16 protein-coding genes are annotated in these 17,879 nt (G+C 41.8%); 2 read left to right on the plus strand and 14 right to left on the minus strand.

Going from position 1 to position 17,879, the window contains the following annotated elements:
- Positions 1-2 precede the first annotated feature (2 nt).
- From NU887_RS06020 to NU887_RS06085, 14 genes are all read right to left on the minus strand, one after another.
- Positions 3-2,984, minus strand: coding sequence for a hypothetical protein (locus NU887_RS06020; protein WP_258422460.1), 2,982 nt, complete (start codon positions 2,982-2,984; stop codon positions 3-5).
- Complete coding sequence (locus tag NU887_RS06025) at positions 2,984-6,574, minus strand: hypothetical protein (protein ID WP_258422461.1); 3,591 nt, start codon at positions 6,572-6,574, stop codon at positions 2,984-2,986. Before NU887_RS06025 ends, NU887_RS06020 begins: the two co-directional genes overlap by 1 nt.
- 6 nt (positions 6,575-6,580) lie before the next feature.
- Positions 6,581-6,997, minus strand: coding sequence for a GPW/gp25 family protein (locus tag NU887_RS06030; RefSeq protein ID WP_258422462.1), 417 nt, complete (start codon positions 6,995-6,997; stop codon positions 6,581-6,583).
- 3 nt (positions 6,998-7,000) lie between these two features.
- Positions 7,001-7,294: a PAAR domain-containing protein gene (locus NU887_RS06035; protein ID WP_258422463.1), complete on the minus strand. Its 294-nt coding sequence runs from the start codon at positions 7,292-7,294 to the stop codon at positions 7,001-7,003.
- A 5-nt stretch (positions 7,295-7,299) separates the two neighbouring features.
- The gene (vgrG, locus tag NU887_RS06040; RefSeq protein ID WP_258422464.1) at positions 7,300-9,069 is read right to left on the minus strand and encodes a type VI secretion system tip protein VgrG; all 1,770 of its coding nucleotides are present in this window, start codon (positions 9,067-9,069) and stop codon (positions 7,300-7,302) included.
- A 10-nt stretch (positions 9,070-9,079) separates the two neighbouring features.
- The gene (locus tag NU887_RS06045) at positions 9,080-9,796 is read right to left on the minus strand and encodes a CIS tube protein (protein WP_258422465.1); all 717 of its coding nucleotides are present in this window, start codon (positions 9,794-9,796) and stop codon (positions 9,080-9,082) included.
- Entirely contained in the window at positions 9,796-9,966 is a 171-nt protein-coding gene (locus NU887_RS06050) for a DUF5908 family protein (protein ID WP_258422466.1), read from the minus strand. Before NU887_RS06050 ends, NU887_RS06045 begins: the two co-directional genes overlap by 1 nt.
- A 10-nt stretch (positions 9,967-9,976) precedes the next feature.
- The gene (locus tag NU887_RS06055) at positions 9,977-10,474 is read right to left on the minus strand and encodes a phage tail protein (protein WP_258422467.1); all 498 of its coding nucleotides are present in this window, start codon (positions 10,472-10,474) and stop codon (positions 9,977-9,979) included.
- A gap of 2 nt (positions 10,475-10,476) precedes the next feature.
- A complete protein-coding gene (locus NU887_RS06060; RefSeq protein WP_258422468.1) occupies positions 10,477-10,908 on the minus strand; it encodes a phage tail protein in 432 nt (143 codons plus the stop codon).
- A gap of 46 nt (positions 10,909-10,954) precedes the next feature.
- On the minus strand, positions 10,955-12,370 hold the full coding sequence (locus NU887_RS06065; protein ID WP_258422469.1) for a phage tail sheath family protein: 1,416 nt from the start codon (positions 12,368-12,370) through the stop codon (positions 10,955-10,957).
- Between the two features lie 31 nt (positions 12,371-12,401).
- Complete coding sequence (locus NU887_RS06070; RefSeq protein ID WP_258422470.1) at positions 12,402-13,019, minus strand: hypothetical protein; 618 nt, start codon at positions 13,017-13,019, stop codon at positions 12,402-12,404.
- Between the two features lie 2 nt (positions 13,020-13,021).
- Positions 13,022-13,612 carry a Pvc16 family protein gene (locus NU887_RS06075; protein WP_258422471.1) on the minus strand — a complete coding sequence of 197 codons (591 nt, stop codon included), beginning with the start codon at positions 13,610-13,612 and terminating at the stop codon, positions 13,022-13,024.
- 135 nt (positions 13,613-13,747) lie between these two features.
- Positions 13,748-14,407 carry a response regulator transcription factor gene (locus NU887_RS21170; protein ID WP_275982341.1) on the minus strand — a complete coding sequence of 220 codons (660 nt, stop codon included), beginning with the start codon at positions 14,405-14,407 and terminating at the stop codon, positions 13,748-13,750.
- Positions 14,408-14,648: 241 nt separating this feature from the next.
- Entirely contained in the window at positions 14,649-16,055 is a 1,407-nt protein-coding gene (locus tag NU887_RS06085; protein ID WP_258422472.1) for a hypothetical protein, read from the minus strand.
- 92 nt (positions 16,056-16,147) lie between these two features.
- Here NU887_RS06085 and rbfA point away from each other — a divergent pair, with 92 nt between their 5' ends.
- Together rbfA and NU887_RS06095 are read left to right on the plus strand one after the other, a co-directional pair.
- Positions 16,148-16,522 carry a 30S ribosome-binding factor RbfA gene (gene rbfA / locus NU887_RS06090; protein WP_258422473.1) on the plus strand — a complete coding sequence of 125 codons (375 nt, stop codon included), beginning with the start codon at positions 16,148-16,150 and terminating at the stop codon, positions 16,520-16,522.
- Positions 16,523-16,539: 17 nt separating this feature from the next.
- Complete coding sequence (locus NU887_RS06095) at positions 16,540-17,763, plus strand: FtsX-like permease family protein (RefSeq protein WP_258422474.1); 1,224 nt, start codon at positions 16,540-16,542, stop codon at positions 17,761-17,763.
- Positions 17,764-17,879 lie beyond the last annotated feature (116 nt).

Here is a 17,879-nt window from a genome sequence, read left to right on the forward strand (position 1 = left end):
GATTATAATTTTTGAGTTCCTAGAATTGTTTTGCCCAGCATAACCGGGTTTTTGTCGGCATCACTTTCCTCACAGTCGTGAAGAGTGGCCTTTGGATACACAGAGTTGAGTTTTGCCAATATTGCCAGCATCCTGTCATTGGCCTCCTGATACGTGGCATGGTTGTTTCCTGTAGCCTTGTAGCTTGCCAGTTCTTTGATCCATGCCTTAAAACTTGTTTCAAATTCACGGAGCTTTTCATTGCTTACCCAACATACTTTGAGTTGGATGTGGGCTGGAGCTTCCTCGCGGATTTTCTTTTCGAAATACTGACGGAATGCCATATCGTCGAAATGTTTTGGCCAATGCGGCAAGACCACAGATGCCCTAAAGGAATAAATATCCTCCTCGCATGGACATTCGCAGTCATGAAGACAGACTTCCATCAATTTGAAATTCTTGCTTTTTGGTCTCAAAAGAAGATGTTCTATAAGGTGGAGGCCTTCCGGCTCATTGCAATCCTGGGTCAGTTCCTCAATGATTTCTTGTATTATTGTAAGGGCATCTTCTTCAGTGGCAAAGGTTTTTTCACTTTCCAGAATGATGATGTTCTGCTTTTTGAGTTTTATTTTTTTGGTGGTGTAATGGTAATTTTCCGGATTGGTTCCCAATTCCATCACTTCTACCAATACCGCTTCAGCTGTTGCTTTGTCTTCGAATTGCTTTGAAAGCATTTTAATCCCGTTTCTGGAAGTCAGAGAAAATGAATGCATACAGTGGATTGTTTCTCCGACTTCTTTTTCTTCGCAAATGATCTCCACGTTTTTGATACAATACAAAAACCGTCTGGTAAAATCCCCGATTCCGGTCAGGTAGCTGATCCTTTTTTCCAAGCCGGACACATTATCGGTATCCCAAAGCCTGGTTTCATCAAGTTCAAAATTTTCATCTTGAGGAAAATAATTGAATGCCAAGGATCTTGAATAACTGATTTCGGGATAGGCTTGCAGGGTCCGGATTTTGAGGTCAACGGTTTCTTGGGGCCCGATTTTTTCAAGACTGATGTTATCGAGGTTGATCCGGTACATGAGTAAGGCATAGTCGTTAAAAGACTCTGCAAACCTTGCCAGAAGGTGGTCAAGAAACTTGTTCCTTCTCTCAAAAAATAGGTTTTGGTTTTCATAAAGTCTTTGCCACAAAGCCTGACTCTCAGGATCGAGCGGATCGTTGGCAATGGCTTTTTCAAGGTTTGTATGAAGGATACCATCGATTTCCCTGATGCTTCCAAGGTATTGGGCAAAATAAGTTTGCCTGATTTCATCAGTCGAAAAAAGACTTTTGGCATTGGTGAGCTGTGCATTGAAGTCGGCCAAAAGCTGCTCATAGAACATCAGATAGCCTTTCAGTTGCTGCTGTTGGGCTATTCGGAGGTCATCTGCATGTGGCGGAAGACCAAATTCTCCTACACCATAGACCATCGGCAAATCATATTGGACCGGCCAATAGCTCATGGTATCTCTTTGTCGTCCTTTGGGAACAGGGAGATCGGCAAAAGTGGGAACCAACTTTCCGATGGATCTTTGGGCATGAAGCAACTGAACGGTATCCCTGACTTCCTCATATTGGGAAAGAAATGGGAAGCCGTCTTTGAAGAATAAGATTTTTGAAAAACTAGTACTCAGCACAGGCTTGTGCAATGGTACAATGGGCATGCACCAAGAGATGCCTTTTTTGCCGGGAACAGGTTTTCCGTCTTTGTCATATTTGGTCATGAGAAAATTTCTGATCCCATTTACTCCTTTGATGTCCATCAGTAAATTGATGATATCGGAGGCATAGATGACCGACCTCAGCTGCGCGTTTTCTATTTCTTCGGTATCGATAAAGCCATGTGCCAGCCTTGGTCCTTCAAAAATTTCTTCCGTTGGGATACCTTTTTCCATCAGTTCTTTTAGGGTATAAAAAGAAACAGGTGGATTGAGGTAATGCTCAATGGTAAAATAGATCTCCGCCTGAACCCGCTCGATATCAGTGTCTGCACTTACATCCACATCAAAGCAAAAGGCAACTTCCTCAGAATCGATCGGCTCAACACGGATAAAATCCTCGCACAGATTCCTGTTTTCTTGAAGGACCTTGATTGCATTTTTGAGAATGCCCTCAGCTTTAGAGATTTTTTCCAGGTATGTGTCAAAAATCAATTGTCCATACGCAGGGTCTTGGAGCATAAAAGCGACATGGCTGTCAAGAATTTTTCCTTTGGAAGGGTTTTTTGGGATGCTTACCCTGAATGGGATTTCGATGATTTCCCCGTCAGGCAATTCAATTTTGAAGTTGTATACCCAATTTTTGGAAGGGTTTTTTTCTATGGAAAAATTGGAAGGGTTTTCTGTCAGCACTTTTTTATTGACTTCCTTGATACTTGGAAGCTCGAATTTGACTTGAAACTCGCCTGCTTCGATATCTGTCATAGGAGAAAGAGGGAAAGCGATGTTTTCAAGTTCAATATCCCCGGTATTGAGATCACCGAGTTCCTGATCGATGGACAGGTCCAAAAGCACTGTGTATAGGCCTTTTAATACCAGCTCTTTATTGGTTTTTTCATATTGCAGTTTGTCTTCCTCACAGTTGAGATAAATTGGGACTTCCTGTTTTCCGTCAGTAAAAAGCCAGGCGTTATTGATTCCCTGGATGTCCACCAAGAGTTTTCTATAATCCGTAATCGTCAAGGGCGCCGAAGTCAAAATCTGCCTGGCTGTGAAAAAAGTCTGGCCGCTTGCTTGAGTGAGAAGGTCTTTGATTTCAAAATTGGACCTATAACCCAACTCGGTAATGGCATAGCAAAGCGCTTCCAACATGGTAATTCCCGGATCGTGGCTATTGTAATCCGTCCATAGATTGCTTGAAAGCTGTTCGATATGAGCCAATCCTTCCTGACGTAACCGCTCATAGTCCATGGAATGGGCCAGTGTGGGATTTTTTGGTATGGTCGGAGAGGTTTTCATCAGCAGTCGCAGGTTTGGATTACTTGGATGATATGACGGGGAGCACTTGTATTGGATTCTTCATAATGTGAAACCAATACCGATCTGGAACTTGAAGCAATGATCTCTTCCAAGTCATTTATTTTCTTGGAGATTTTTCCTTCTTCGTTTCTGATGATGTGGTGGATTTTGAAGCAACTCAAAAAATCCACATAAGGTCTTTCCTCCACAAAATTGATTAGCGTTGATTTGTTGATTTTTCCTCCAAATGTGATTTTTTGGCTATTGTGCCAAGCCCAAGGACAGAGGAATTGCTCGATTTCTATATCCAAAAAATTCCTGTAAAATACCTCGTCCATAAAGTCATGAAACCTGACCTCAAACTCCAGTTGGACCTCCTCAAATAGTGGGTTGACGACATGGAGTTGCGTAAAAGGATTTTTTAATTTTTCCAGAAAAATGGCTGTATCAGTAAGTGTGGCTATGGGAGTGTAAGGTCTGAGTGGATTGGAGTTTGATTTGTTTTTGAGATCGGGAATGCAGATGACAGTGACATGGCCAGGAAAATTTTCACAGAAAACATTCTCCCCGTTTTTTTCATAAAATCCGGTATGGTTTAGGCACTTGACCTGATACAGTATAGGAAATTCCTGCAAGATGAGGTGTTCATAATCCCAGATGCTGACCGCCCTTTGCTTGTGTCTAAGTCTCTCACTGACCTTTTGGTAATAATCAGGATCACTTTCTCTTACCCGTCCTCCGATCGAATCTGCAGGTTGGGTTATGGATTTGATGGCACTGTCCGAAAGCTTAAGTTTGCTGACAGTACCTGCAGGAAGTGTACTTCGGAATTCGATTTCTTCAGAATCTGATTGAACCAATTCAGCCAAAGCACCTTGGGCTTTGATATCAATGATTTTGCAGACTGCGTCGGTGTTGCTTGCGACCGATGCTTTGATCCAAATAAGTCCGGAAGTCAAGGCAGTATGTGCCAATCCTGCTTCTTTTGGAATATTCAAAGTCACGATTCCCGTTCTGGTGAGATTGATTGTCCCGTCGATGATCTGGTTATCTTCAAATTCAGACCATTGGTTTTCTTGAAGCAAAAATGACCAAGTGATGGTTTCCTGGTTTTTCAAGGGATTGGAACTGCCATCAGCAAGAAGAAAAAGCAAATTGATAGAAACGGGAGTAGCAGCTTTCGCTATTCCTATCAAAAGCTCCCCTTCTTGGCTGAACCGGGGGACAAGCGACATTTCTCCGGGTACAGGCATGTAATACCCAAATGGAGACAGGTTAAAAAATGCATGTTTTGGATTTGGATTGCCTGCGATCGGGATATTTTCGGAGGCAGTATAATCAATGGAAAACGATTCGGAAATGATTTCTTTTGGAACAGGCACAGAATTGCCGGAGACTTTGAGCAGACCTGAAATCTCAGCTACCTTTTGAAGGTTAGCAGTCAGATTTTGGTCGAATGTCAGGTTTTCAATTTCTATGGCTTTTGCCTCGATGGCTTTGCTCTCCACTCTAACAGCTTCAACCGGCTGAAAGCTTCCCTGCTGTGAATTGATTACAATATTGTCCAAGGCTTTATTGACCTCTGCCATGTGGGAAGCCAAAGAATAAGAAGAAGAATTCAATCTGATTCTCAGGAAGCCTTCATATGACTTTGCCTGAAGAAATTCATTGCTTCCAAAGCCAAGAGAAGCTTGTTTGAGAAGATTGCCTGCTGTGCTTTTTTGAACCAGATAGCCATCCCCATCTTTGGGAAATGGATAAGATTCCCAATCGTTTCCATGCAGATACTCACAATAGATCGGGACAGAAACAGGAAGGTTGACCTTGAGGTAATCCAGTTTTTTTTGGAATATTTCTTTGGAACCTATATAAAAACTGGCATTTAGTTTTGGAAAATCACCAAAAGGTTTGAAGGGTTTGGAAGCATCTATCGATCCGCCATCACTGCTGAGCGCAAGGTCTTTTGCTCCAACAACATTGACGGAAAGATTGATGGAATTGATTGTATTATCCATCAGGTCTTCATACCAAATGTTGCTTGCACTTTGGTCGAGAAGGGCCATCATAAGCGGCAATGCAGTATTGAAATTTTTCTTGTGGGTTTTTTCGGAATAGGGGAAAATCGGTGGTTCTTCTACCCCTAAAGAAAATTTTAAAGTCAACAAATTTTGATTGTCCGAAAATGAAGCGTCAACGTCCTTTGAAACCCAGTCCTTTTCTCCGGTCAGGGAAATATTGAAAGGAATGGATTTTGAATTCCCAAACAATCCAAGTTTGGAAAAGGAAGTCTTGGCCTTCAGCGGCTTTGCAAAAGTCACTGACAAGGTGATGCTCCTTTCGCCTTCTTTGAGATAAAGTAGATTGGAAGCTATCGCAAATCCGGCTTCTTGGGTTGGGATCATTTTCCTGTCACCGAATGCATACCAGCTTTTGTCATCGCCTTCAAATTTTCCGCCGATTCCGTCGGAACTATTCAGCACTGGGTAAGCCAACAGGTTTTTGTTGTGGATCTGAAACGCCTTGATTTCTTTGACTTCAGCCTGATTGAAAACCACGTCTTCGGTCAGGCTATAGTGCATTTCTTTTCCGTTAGGGTCTTTTCCTCCTTTGAAAAGCGTTCCTTTTGTCAATAAATGCTGAGAGATGTGTTTTTGGAGACTGACGGTAAGATGGACTTGATCAGGAATCGGATTTTGGTTTTTAAGCCGAAGGACATCTTTGTAATAAAAATCAAGATGCCTGAAACCAAAGTCATTGAGGCTGATTTGGGCGGCATTGAATAATTTTAAGAATGTCAAAAACAGCCCATAATGCGGTTCATGGCTGGAATAGTCAGTTAATGATTTTGTAAAAAGATTCTTGGCATTTTGGAGTATAGCTGAAATCCCGCTTAGCAGTAAGGAAATCTGATTATTGAAAATATTGTGGTTGATTACGTGGCTGATTTTTTCGTTTATAGCTGTACCGGGAATGGTAATTTTCAACCTTTCAGCTGTGGGTGAAAAATAAGTCAGGGACAAGGGTTGGTTTGAATCAATTGTATTTACGGGCGAGGTAGGATCAGTTTGGTTGGAGCCCGAAAAAAGCCCGAGGTTGTCAGCCCTGAAATTTGAAAGCTTAGAAAAAGGTGAATTGAGTTTGGTCTCGATGACTGATTTAATGGTCTGCCGGTAATCTGTCTCCTCCTTTAAAAATCGGCATTGTTCATCTACTGTTTTGACTAATGAAAACAGTAGATCATAGAGAAATTTGAATTGTAACCTTGCTTCGACCTCATCAGAGGAAGCTATTCCAAGCTTGATTCTTTTGTAGAGCAGCTTGTTGTAATCGGACACTTGGAGCATGTCGAGAGAAAGTAAAACTGCCAAAACCAGAGAAATATCGACTTTCATCAAAGGCTCCCAAGTGCCTGCATCCGTATTGTCAAGGGCTTTGAACTTCAGGTATGCAGCATAATTTTTTGCCCAAAGAATCAAATCTTCCATAGACCTTTCGTCCACCTTGGCAAAGGTGGGAGAGAGTGCTTCCAGTTTTCTTGTCAACCGGTCCACTCCTTCTCGGGTCAATGGGTTTTTGTCGTTGCAGGCCATATTGGTCTATGTCAATTCGGTTCCTTCAGTTTTATAAAATGGAAATACAAAGTTGAACCGTGAATTGGTGGCTCTCACCTTGTATGTTATGGTGATCAATATCCTTCCTTCAAGTTCCCCGGTATCATTGAGCTCGATTTTTTCGACTTCAATCCTCGGCTCATGGTATAGGATCGAAGTTCTGATCAGGTCAATGATATAGGTTTTGAATGTGGTGGTAAGCGGTTCAAAAACCAATTCGTGAAGGTCACAGCCATAGTCAGAGCGCATCACCCTTTCCCCTCTTTTGGTAGAAAGGAGAATTTCCAGGCTGCTTTGTATATCTGCCTCATCGCTGAGCATTTTGGTTTTGCTCCCCTCACTGTCAAAGTGTGGGGGGAAAGACCAGCCTGTACCAAGAAATGAGCGGTTTATGTTTTCCATATTTTATCCTCCAATGATTACTGTGGGACATCCGATGATAATCACTCCCCCATGAGCTGTGGAATCTCCCATTCTGGCGGCGGGTTTTCCTCCGATCAATACCGTCCCCGAACCCGCAATGATCGTATCAGGCGGGCCTGCACATGTTGCCATATCTCCGAGTCTGGCTGCAGGAAGTCCCCCGATCAAAACAGTTGGCTCGCCCGCCGGCAAAATCGGTCCACCGACGTGTGGCGTTCCTCCCGGCGTGAGCATCGGGCAAATATGCATATCTGTGATTCGCGCGGCTAAAGGCATAATTTCTAATTTATTTTGACCAGACTTCCTTTGATATTGACCATTGCTCCCTCGAGGTCAGCAGTGCCGCTGCTTTTTAAACTTAATCCTGCAGATGCCTCCAAACTGAGATTCATATCTGCTTTGATGGCAATCTCGGGAGCGGCAAAACTGATTTTGGTTCCTCCCTTCAGGGAAATCTCTTTTGGAGATTCCATTGAAATCCCATTGTCATCCATCACCATGACATTACCGATCGGATCTTCCACCTTAACAGTGCCTGAGGTATCATCCATCGTAAATTTCCTTCCCCCTGGAGTTTCTATCACTATGCTTTTGTCGCCGTCATGGATTGTAATTTTGATTTCTGACCTGGAGACATAGCCTTTTTTGTCATTGGAATCTTCAGGCTCCATGGGTGTAGGCTTAGCACTGCTGTGTACCATGCCCAAGACGACTGGATGGGAAGGGTCTTCATTGATAAAACCAACAATTACCTCATCATCTATTTCGGGTCTGAAAAATGTGCCCCTGTTGTTCCCGGCATCCAAAGTTGCCACTCTGGCAAAAATCCCTTCGTCATTTATATTGACCATGGGAAGTCTGACCTTGACCCTGCCCTCACCCAAAGGATCCATGATGTCTGTGACGACTCCGACTTGCAATCCATGGATTCCTGAGAATTGTCCACTTCCTGAACTGGCTGAGTGTGAATTGAATTTCTCGGCATAAAAATCTTCATGCCAGCCTAAAGTCGCTTCTGTTTCCCAATTTCCGTTTCTTACCTGATGCTGAACAGCACTTACAAATGCTTTTCCGCTAAATTGTTCACCTACTCCATTTAACTCGACCCAATCGCCGGGATTAACTTCAGAATTTCCCATAAAGGTCGCTTTACCCTTTATTTTGGAAAGAGCCTGTTTCTGTTTTTTTGCATCAGCCAGGGATTGCAAGGCTTCGTTTGAAAGTTTAACAGCAGTTTTGATTTCAAATTCCTGACCGTTGATTTCAGCCAAATCCGATGTCTGAACATTTCCCGGAGATGCCCCCGCGAGATCTTCCCCTTCTGATTCTAGTAAAGATTGATTGGTATAATCCCATGAAAATGCTCTTACCGAAGTGGATTGGGTCCTTACATCTGTATCCATTTTCATGGAAATGATGTCTTCTCCATAGGTAAGTGATAGGACCGCTTCTAGAGAAGGATCAGGTTTGAAAACAGAAAAAGTACTTCCGTTCATTCTCATTACCATACCATTGGTGTCAATCCTGGAGAGAATATAATCCCAATCACTGACTTTGGCCTGAACCAATTGCTCATGTTGACTCCCGAAAGTTGGAATATCCAAATCGGTCAGACCGTTTTCCTGGAGGATATTCTCTACAATTTCATTGTCACGGAGTTCATTGAAATGTCTGCTTTTCTTTGAAACAGTCATTTTCACCGATTCATGCTTGCAGGTAACCTGGAGCAATGTCTGACTTCCATTGATCACATGGGAGTTTCCGATGATGATTCCTTTAAACACAGATCGGTCCTCGGTATTGTAACCAAATTGGATATCAATGCTTTTTCCCAGTGCAAACTCAGCGCTGTTTCCAATCAAAAAATCCGAATCCGAAGCCGAACCATCTACGACCCTGATTACGGCAAATGGTATTTTGTTCAGTTCCTTGTAGACAGTCATGTCAATGACCTGGATCTGACCGGATACTTCCTGATCAGTCGGCGCACCTGGACCGTTGCCCAATAAGATTTTTGAGGTCACAAGTTCATGTCGGTCGGTTGAGATCATTGTCTTGGGTTTATTTTGCTAGTGGTGGAAAGAAAATCTTTGAGCCGGTTTTGATATTTCTAAAACTGTCAAGGGAGTTGAAACTGGCAACATTGATATAATGGATATCACGTTCATAGATTTTTTCGGTGAGAAGGTCGATCCTGTCTGTACCTTTAAAAACCCGTTCATGGGTAATGTCAGGACTTTCCCGGTTTTCCTCTGCTGCCCTTTCCACATCTGCAATACTCTCCGCAAACTGGCATTTTGCAATGGCTCTGATAGGTTTGCCATCGGGAGCAAAGACTTTGTATTCAATATCCATCTGCTTCAAGACACCTTTGAAGAGAAGTTCTCCCCAATGGATCTTCAAGTAATAAGGTCTGTGTTTATCAGACTGGTAATCAATGATTTTGTGCTTGAATGCTTCAATCTGCTCTGTGACATTGGCTGGCTTTTCAAAGGGATTGGCGATCCCGAGGCTCAATACCGACATGTCTTTGACCACTCCTGTCGCATCAAAAAGAAAATCAAAATGGAAATCACCAGGAAGAATCCTGTTGAATTTCATGTTGGCGCCTGATGTGCCCGGAGCCTGAGTAGCGTCAAATTCAAACTTATACGAAACGTTATAAGTGGCAGGATTTACCAATGCACTGAACTTGTTGTCAGGTACAGGATTTTGGAATTCTGCATCCGAATAGGCCTGTACGTATAGTTTTTCGGCTTTTTGGCCAAGATCGATCATTACCTTTCGAGTTTTAGCTGTATCATTCTCAAGACTTCTTCTGTCACTTCTTTGATTAATTCCTGCTTCATCTGATTCATATCAGGTGGACTGGAATTCTGAGGAGTTGAATTCCCGGCATTGTTTCCCACTGCTGCTCGGATCTGGAGTTCTTTGATTTCTATTGGCATAAGAAAAGGATTAAATTCCAACACTTCCTGAAGCGCTGATATTGCCAGCCATAGAAAGAGCAGAATCCAAGCTGATTATATTGAAATACTGGTAGCTCAAGGTAATGGACTCAATGACTATGGAACTTTGTTCCGCATTGAAACTCGAAACAGACCATTTTTTTGGGATGGCATTGACCACATACCATGATTGGATAGGAATGTGCTGTTCGTTAAGCAGGCTGATGATGATGTTGACCGGTTCAAAGACAAAGTTTTCAAATGCGTTTTTACACCACATCAATATTCCCGAACCAATGAACATGCCTCTTTTCAGCACCAAATCAGAGTATTTTGCACGGACTGGTAATTCCCACGTAAACCTGTTTTGGCCGCCTTCGATGACAGTTTCCATCATCATTTCCATATCAAGGCCACTGACTTCCTGAAACCTGAAATCATTTGGCGTTTGGGGAAACAGTTGGAATACAACTGAAAAATGGAAACCTACCGGTGGATATGAAAACATGGCTACTCGTTTATCATGGTGAGACCTTCATGTGCTATTTCCAGGGTTTCAATGGCTGTTTCATTGCCGGTAGCATTGAGGTCCGTAGATTGGACCTTGATGGGCCAGGCATTTTTTACCCGCCAAACGACTACCGGCGCATGGCTTTCATCCAACAAAGAAATGATCAGATCCCTTCTCTCTATGGTATTCAAAGCCACGGTATTCCACCATTGATAGAATTGGTTGTCGCCTTGGAAGGTGCCACGTTTCAGGGTAATGTTGGAGAAGCTTTGCATCCCCGGCATTTTGATTTTGGAATATTCGGGACTTGCGCCGTCTCTGTATTCAATTGGTTCGATGGTTACTTCAAGTCCGGTTACTTCTGTAAATCCGATTTTGGTTCCGCCCCAGTCAACCTGGAAATGGAACTTTGGAAGAGGATAATTGGCCATGATATTTTAGGTTAAATGATTTTAGAATTTTTTAAGTGAAAAGCCATTAGGATTCCTGCATCTTGTGAGAGAAGCGTAGGATGATGAATTCTGCAGGACGGACTGCAGCCATGCCGATTTCGACTATCAGCCTTCCTTCCAGGATGTCCTGTGCCGTCATCGTTTGTCCCAACCCGCATCGTACATAAAATGCATGCTCAGGTTTTGCACCTGCCAAGGCCCCCTGTCTCCATAGTAGTGTCAGGTAGTTTTCAAGCATGGCCCGAAGCTTGACCCAAGTGTTCGCATCATTAGGTTCAAATACGAATTGCATAGTGGCTTTTTTGGACGATTCCTCAACCATGATAAAAAACCTCCTGACATTAACATATCTCCATTCGTTGTCATTTCCTGCCAATGTCCTCGCCCCCCACACCAAAAATCCTTTTCCTTGAAAAAATCTGATGGCATTGACTGATTTCCCGGAAGTTGGATCTATGTTCATACTGCCTTGCTCTGCTTCACTGATTTTGGCAGTCAAGTCATATACCGCGTTGAGAGAAACATTTGCAGGCGCTTTCCATACACCCCGGGACCCATCCACTTTGGCATAAACCCCCGCCATAGCAGAAGAAGGTGGCAATGTTGGGCTTAATTTTTCTCTGATTTTAGCCAATGCAAAATTATATATCGCAGTTTCGGTGTTGACCAAAGTTGATAATGCTACCGCTCCTGCTGCTGTTCCGTCAGTAGTGATGGTGACATCTACTTCAGCTTCATCGAATGCAAAATCAAAAGTTGTTTTTAGCGATGGATAATATACAGCTCCATAATTGAGGCTGTCATTTTTTGTAAATGCATCTCTGAAGTCGCTGATACTTGTGGTATTGTTGGTACCCGGAGTATGCACATCAAGGATGGTAAATCTGTCCTGAAGTTTGGCACATTGGTCAATGGCAGAAGAAACCAAGGTATAATAATCAGCTTCATTTAGTGTATTGACCGCATCAGGAAATACAAGAATAGTAGGTTCATCTTCCGCTTCACAAGCCAAGAGGCCATCATCATAATCCCCGGGATCTGCAGCTCCTGTGGTGTCTCCTATAGAAATAATGTAGCATGGTCCTCCTCCGTTGGTAAAATACATCCTGAGGTTATAATACATCGTATACTCCGATGGATCTGTGATGGTGGCATCACCTGTCATCGAAACCCTCACGCCACTATTGGTGGTGATATCGACGGTTACAGCTATGCCTTGTTCATTTTCAGCTTTCCCAAAGTAATTTTCATATTCTTTGAGGGAAAAAATTTTGGTGGGAACATTCAGAAGGGATTCCCCGATTTCATTAATAGCAATCTGCGTATAGCCGATAAATGCCGGAATAGCGGTTTCGACTTGGGCTACTGAAGGAGGAAAGAGAGGGATTTCATTGATATAGACTCCCGGTGTCTTAATGGCGGATTCATTGATTTGTGACATTGGATAATGGTTTTATGGTTTCTTGATTTTTTCAGTTGTTTAAATGAATGGTGAACAAGTGTTCATTTTCATTACCATTTGCAGCAGTATAAAATAGAGATTGGGAAGGTACATCCGTAAATAATCGATGGGTGCTCGAGCCTTCAGTCACAAGGTCAATGACACCAAAACTTCCACTTAGATTGATTGTAGCAGTGGTCCAGGTTCCGGGATTGCCGGGAGTAAAAATCCGGACAGTATCCCTAGAAGTGAGCGTTCCTAAAGTAGCCCCTGAAAGTGACATGGAATTGGCAGATGCCCTGACATTTATCCGAAACCGGAATAGGTTTTCTTTGCCATGGTTTGCGGGAACCTGTGTTTGGTCTTTTAAGGAATTCTTGATTTCGAATAAAAATCGCGCACTGAAACCATTTGGGAGCCTAAAATAAGGAGTATCTTCAGCCGAATTGATTCTGATAAAACACAGCAACATGTCCTGTCTGATTCTGAAATGGATGTCATGTTTTTTGAAAAGTGATTTTGTAAGAAGGTCTGGTTCGATGCTGATGAAGTCTGTGAGAATACCTCCATTGGCAGCGGAAAAAGGGAATGCTTCATGGGCAAACCGGATAGAAAATAACTTTTCGAACTTCCAAAGAATCCTGTCCATAGTCAGCGTGGGATATTGTTGAACTGAGCATCGATTGATTTGACAAGTGGGATTTCCATACCCTCCTCCAAGCTGTCTATGTAAGCAAGCCTCATTTTATACACCACGGAAGGGATATATTTTCCCCCCATGATTCCCCATAATTGATTCAACTCCTCAAAATTTGTATAATGGAGGTCAAAAAGGATTTTATCCAAACCAAAATCGGGAAGAGTAGGGATTTCCGAGACTGTGAAAATTGAGTTTCTCTGGAAGAAAGCAATGACCTGGGAAATCCTTTGTAGACCGATATTATACTGTTCTTTGTTGGCCCCAATCAGCAGGTAGATATTTAGAAAAATTCCGGGATTCCGGGCCACTCCTCTTGGGAGTCCCGAATTATCGAAAATCTGCCTGTTGGCAGCCATATTCCTCAGTGTACTTTCTTGTTGGATATTCACCACGGATACTACCACGCGGTCAGTAATATTGCTTTCGCTTCCGGCCTGGGCAGAATCCACCATGGACAGATTACCAAGCATCACATCAGGTTCTGCAGTGCCGATATGGGCATTCAACAAAACAATTACCGTATTTAAAACCTGGTCTATCATGTTGCGAGATAAAATGTCAAAAATGAATCAAAACAATATCTTGGGGAAAAATCGATTGATCTAAAACCCCAAGATGGTGTGGTTATTCAAAGTTGACTATTAAAACCCGCAAAAAAATCCATGAAAATATGGATTTTAAAAAGTCATGGAATTCATGGATATGGGATAGATGTTTCTTGCGACCGCTTCCCTGACTAATCCGGCAGTATTGCGCACTCCCATTTTTTGAATCAGGTGGAGGCGATGGGTCTCTACGGTACAAAAACTTATGAAAAGTTTATTTGCGATTTCCTGTGTAGTGTATTCTTCTACGATTAGCTGCAGTATTTCCTTTTCTCTTTTTGTCAAAGAGTGTTTCGCCGGAACAGCGGGTACAATGTCTAGAATATTTTGGGTTAAAAAATGCCGGAGTTTTGGATCAATATAAATCCGCCCTTTGATACTTTGACTGATTGCTTCTTTGATATTTTTTGTATTGCAATGCGGAAGAAAATACCCTGAAATTCCTGCCTTTAGAAAATTTTTGACTATCAGGGGATCTTTGTTGTCACAAAACACGAAATTTTTTGATTCAGGAAATTTTTTATTGAATTGCTGACAGATTTTCAAAGCAGGTTTTATTTCGTTTGTTACATCCATCCATAAAAAATCCGGTTTTTCACTTTTGTTAAAATCCATTGTTGAAGATTCACCAAAGGTCAATAAAACCACCTTTGTCCTTTCAAAATTTTCCAACACCTGATTAAGTCCTTTGGAAAGCAATGTGTTGTTGCCGATGATGCAGTGATTTTCCATTGTCGTCTGCTTTTTAAAAGTGAGAATATCCTAAAATTTCAAAGCCTATTTAGAGTAGGTTGTTTTGGAATGGCATTTGAAATTCAAAACCAAACACGAGAATAATTTGATTCGGAATGTTCAATGCATGATAGAAACAGGGATTATAAACATAGCAATAAAAAATCGATTATTTACAATTGAAAAAGTGATAATAATAGAATTAAAAAAATAAAAATTATTTAATTATCAAGATAAAAAACTAGTTATTTTTTTTGAGAAAGTAATTTGTCCCTTGCTTTTCATATTGCTGAGAGAGAATCGGAATACTTTTCAAAAGTTCGGCAAAAACACCATCCTCGTCAATGACTATTTCCGGCTTTTCCTCTAGAAAGTTGTTATATACCTCCACCGTATTTTCCAAGTCCTCCTGATTCTGGATGATATTTTTTGATAAGCGATAATGAAGGTAGGGTGTGGCCAAAGAGGATTCATGATAATATCCCAAATCTTCCCCGAGAACAAGAATCCTTTTTCCTTTAGAAATCTGGTGTTTATCTTCGATTTTTACAGCATAAGTATCGATTTTACCCGTATTGATTTGCATCAAAGTCCATACAATGCCAATGGCAGGAAGTCCAAAGATGAATATTGCTGTAAGCACTTGGATGGCAATTCCTTTCTTATATACCACCAAAAGAAGTGAAATGAAATAGGCCAAAGCAGGCAAGATGACGATAAATTGGTAAGGTGTGCGCCTGTTGGTCAACAGAAGAGAGGAAACCGCAAAAATGGAAAAGATAAGATTCAGCTGAAGCTGCTTCTGTTGGTTGACTGTCTGGGATTTTACAATAAAACCTACAAAAAAGCCCAGCACTGAAAAGAATAAGGGCAATGCGAAAAGCAAAGCCAAATCTCGGTAGGAAACATGGGCATAGCTTTCGATAAGTCTGGGTGCAATGGTAAACTCGAAAAAGAAGGCCTCAAAACCATCAATCCAAAAGTAGTACAAGGCACAGAATACCAGTGGCATGGCGTATGCAATCAAAGAAACGATAATCTGCTGGAAGGAAAAACCACTGACTATTATGCCCGAAACCAACAAGAAGGGGAGAAATGTAGCCAAAGGGAAATGAAAACAAGCGGCAATACCCCCAAAAATACCTACCAACAATACCGCATCCGAACCCTCTTTTTGTAATACTGTCTGTGAAAACAACTGTCCCAAAGCAAGCACGATAAAGGTACTTCCCATCAATGCGGGCGAAAGCGTCACCAGGTCGAAAGAAACATAAAACAAAACCGTCATCACAAATGCCGGTATATAGGTATTGTCTTCAAATGATTTGTACCTGATAAACAGGTAATTGACATACACTACCTGGAAAAGGACAAAAAAAGCTGCAATAACTTTATAAGAAAGTAAAGATTTGCCAAATAAGAGGTACACTACCCAATAGACTCCTGCTGATAAAGGTCCAGTATCGTCAATGATATCAATATACATATGCTTGCCTTCGGCCATTCTTTCACCCAAAAGCATCCAGATCATCTCAGGCTGAAGGATAGGAATATCCACTATCCAGATATAGACTGCACTCATCAGCAGCATAATCCCCAAAATGGCGATTAACCTAAACGGATCGTTGATTCTAAAAAAACTTAACAAACTGAGGCTATTTCTAAGGATTGGACAAACTGCAGGGTCGAAATTAAGTGTTCCGCATTTAATTCACTAAATTTGTCACAATAATTAGAGATATGGAAAGTAAAAGACAACAGAAATTCAATAAACTTATCCAAAAGGAATTGGGTGGAATTTTTCAAAAAGAAGCAAAGCATATTATCGGATCTGCCTTCATCACAGTTTCGAGGGTGATTATCAGTCCTGACCTGAGTGTGGCGAGAATATACCTCAGTTTTTTGGTAGACAAGGACCGCGCTGTTTTTGAAATATTAAATGATAAAAAAAGCGAAATCAGAAAACATCTGGGAAATAGAATCGGCAAATCGGTGAGGATTGTTCCTGAACTGGCTTTCTTTATAGATGATTCCGCTACTTATGCCCAGCATATGGATAAGGTCATAGGAGACCTGAATATACCTGAGGCCACAGATGAGGATGAAGAAGAATAATTAACTTTTCACGATCCTTGAACCTCTCCTTTTTTATAGCCTATCGTTATTTCCGTAGTAAAAAGAAACGGAACTTTATCACAGTGCTTTCCCGCATTTCGATGATCGGGGTGGCTGTGGGAACCATGGCCTTGGTGATCGTTTTGTCCGTTTTCAATGGTTTGGAAGACCTGGTCAGAGGTTTGTATGCCTCTTTTGATGCAGAACTGAAGATTGAATCCAAGATGGGCAAATCATTTTTAGCCGAAACGGAATGGCTCGAATCCATTTCCGAAATTGAAGGGGTGGAAGTTTTGACAGAAGTGATTGAAGACAATGCCCTATTCAAATACCGCGATTACCAGCACCTTGCACGCTTAAAGGGCGTCTCCGAAAATTACATGCAGCAGGGAAGGTTTGAAAAAGGCTTTACTTGGGGAAATCTTAGCTTAGGCACCGAAAACCAGCCAAAGGCGATCATGGGTCGGGGAGTCGGGTTCTTTCTTTCTGTCGACCTCGACAATGATCTGGATTTGCTTCAGGTCTTTTATCCCAAAGCCCCAAGAAGTGCAGGTTCCATTGACCCAAGTCAGTTGTATAATAAAGGAATTCTAAAGCCGGGTGCTTTTTTTAGTGTGGAGAAGGAATTTGATGATAATTATATCCTAGCGCCCATTGGATTCGTCAGCAAGTTGCTCAATTATGGTCAAAAGAGAACTGCCCTTGAGGTGAAAGTCAAAGAGGGCGCAAACATTCAAGATGTCAAAGCCAGGTTGATTTCATACTTGGGAGAGGAATTTACGGTCAAAGATACCGATGAACAGCATGCCCAAATCCTCCGGACGATCAAGATTGAAAAGCTTTTTGTCTTTTTGACCCTGAGTTTCATTTTGGCTGTGGCTTCCTTCAACATCTTTTTTTCCTTGTCTATGCTTGCAATAGAAAAGAAGAAAGACAATGCCATATTGTTTGCGATGGGTGCCAAAGAAAGTCTCATCCAAAAAATCTATCTCAAGCAAGGAGCTATTATAGGATTGAGTGGAGCGGTCATCGGCTTGGTTTTAGGATTTTTGATCTGTTGGATTCAAGATAGATTTGGCATTGTCACTTTAGGGATATCCTCTTCGATTGTGGACGCATATCCTGTCAAGATGATTTGGTCCGATTTTCTTTGGACGAGTATTTCGGTTTTTGCAATTACTTTTTTCGCCTCATTCCGCCCTGCGTTTATTGCCTCGAAGGTCACGCCAACGGACCTTTGATGGAATGTAGTAAGTACAATTTAAATTGGGAATTAAGATTTACGAATAACGAGCTCGATTCTTTGCTCCCTCCAACTCCGTAGACTCTGTTCAATCTTCGGTAAAAAATTCCGATT

The sequence above is a fragment of the Aquiflexum gelatinilyticum genome, assembly GCF_024741135.1.
In the GTDB taxonomy this organism is placed as follows: domain Bacteria; phylum Bacteroidota; class Bacteroidia; order Cytophagales; family Cyclobacteriaceae; genus Cognataquiflexum; species Cognataquiflexum gelatinilyticum.

What these genes read in the sequence shown, in the direction of transcription:
- NU887_RS06070 (WP_258422470.1), bottom strand. Translation starts at nt 13,019, where the DNA reads ATGGACAGGATTCTTTGGAAGTTCGAAAAGTTATTTTCTATCCGGTTT.
- NU887_RS06050 (WP_258422466.1), bottom strand. Translation starts at nt 9,966, where the DNA reads ATGCCAATAGAAATCAAAGAACTCCAGATCCGAGCAGCAGTGGGAAAC.
- NU887_RS21170 (WP_275982341.1), bottom strand. Translation starts at nt 14,407, where the DNA reads ATGGAAAATCACTGCATCATCGGCAACAACACATTGCTTTCCAAAGGA.
- NU887_RS06025 (WP_258422461.1), bottom strand. Translation starts at nt 6,574, where the DNA reads ATGGCCTGCAACGACAAAAACCCATTGACCCGAGAAGGAGTGGACCGG.
- NU887_RS06055 (WP_258422467.1), bottom strand. Translation starts at nt 10,474, where the DNA reads ATGTTTTCATATCCACCGGTAGGTTTCCATTTTTCAGTTGTATTCCAA.
- NU887_RS06030 (WP_258422462.1), bottom strand. Translation starts at nt 6,997, where the DNA reads ATGGAAAACATAAACCGCTCATTTCTTGGTACAGGCTGGTCTTTCCCC.
- NU887_RS06075 (WP_258422471.1), bottom strand. Translation starts at nt 13,612, where the DNA reads ATGATAGACCAGGTTTTAAATACGGTAATTGTTTTGTTGAATGCCCAT.
- NU887_RS06045 (WP_258422465.1), bottom strand. Translation starts at nt 9,796, where the DNA reads ATGATCGATCTTGGCCAAAAAGCCGAAAAACTATACGTACAGGCCTAT.
- NU887_RS06060 (WP_258422468.1), bottom strand. Translation starts at nt 10,908, where the DNA reads ATGGCCAATTATCCTCTTCCAAAGTTCCATTTCCAGGTTGACTGGGGC.
- vgrG (WP_258422464.1), bottom strand. Translation starts at nt 9,069, where the DNA reads ATGATCTCAACCGACCGACATGAACTTGTGACCTCAAAAATCTTATTG.
- rbfA (WP_258422473.1), top strand. Translation starts at nt 16,148, where the DNA reads ATGGAAAGTAAAAGACAACAGAAATTCAATAAACTTATCCAAAAGGAA.
- NU887_RS06065 (WP_258422469.1), bottom strand. Translation starts at nt 12,370, where the DNA reads ATGTCACAAATCAATGAATCCGCCATTAAGACACCGGGAGTCTATATC.
- NU887_RS06020 (WP_258422460.1), bottom strand. Translation starts at nt 2,984, where the DNA reads ATGAAAACCTCTCCGACCATACCAAAAAATCCCACACTGGCCCATTCC.
- NU887_RS06035 (WP_258422463.1), bottom strand. Translation starts at nt 7,294, where the DNA reads ATGCCTTTAGCCGCGCGAATCACAGATATGCATATTTGCCCGATGCTC.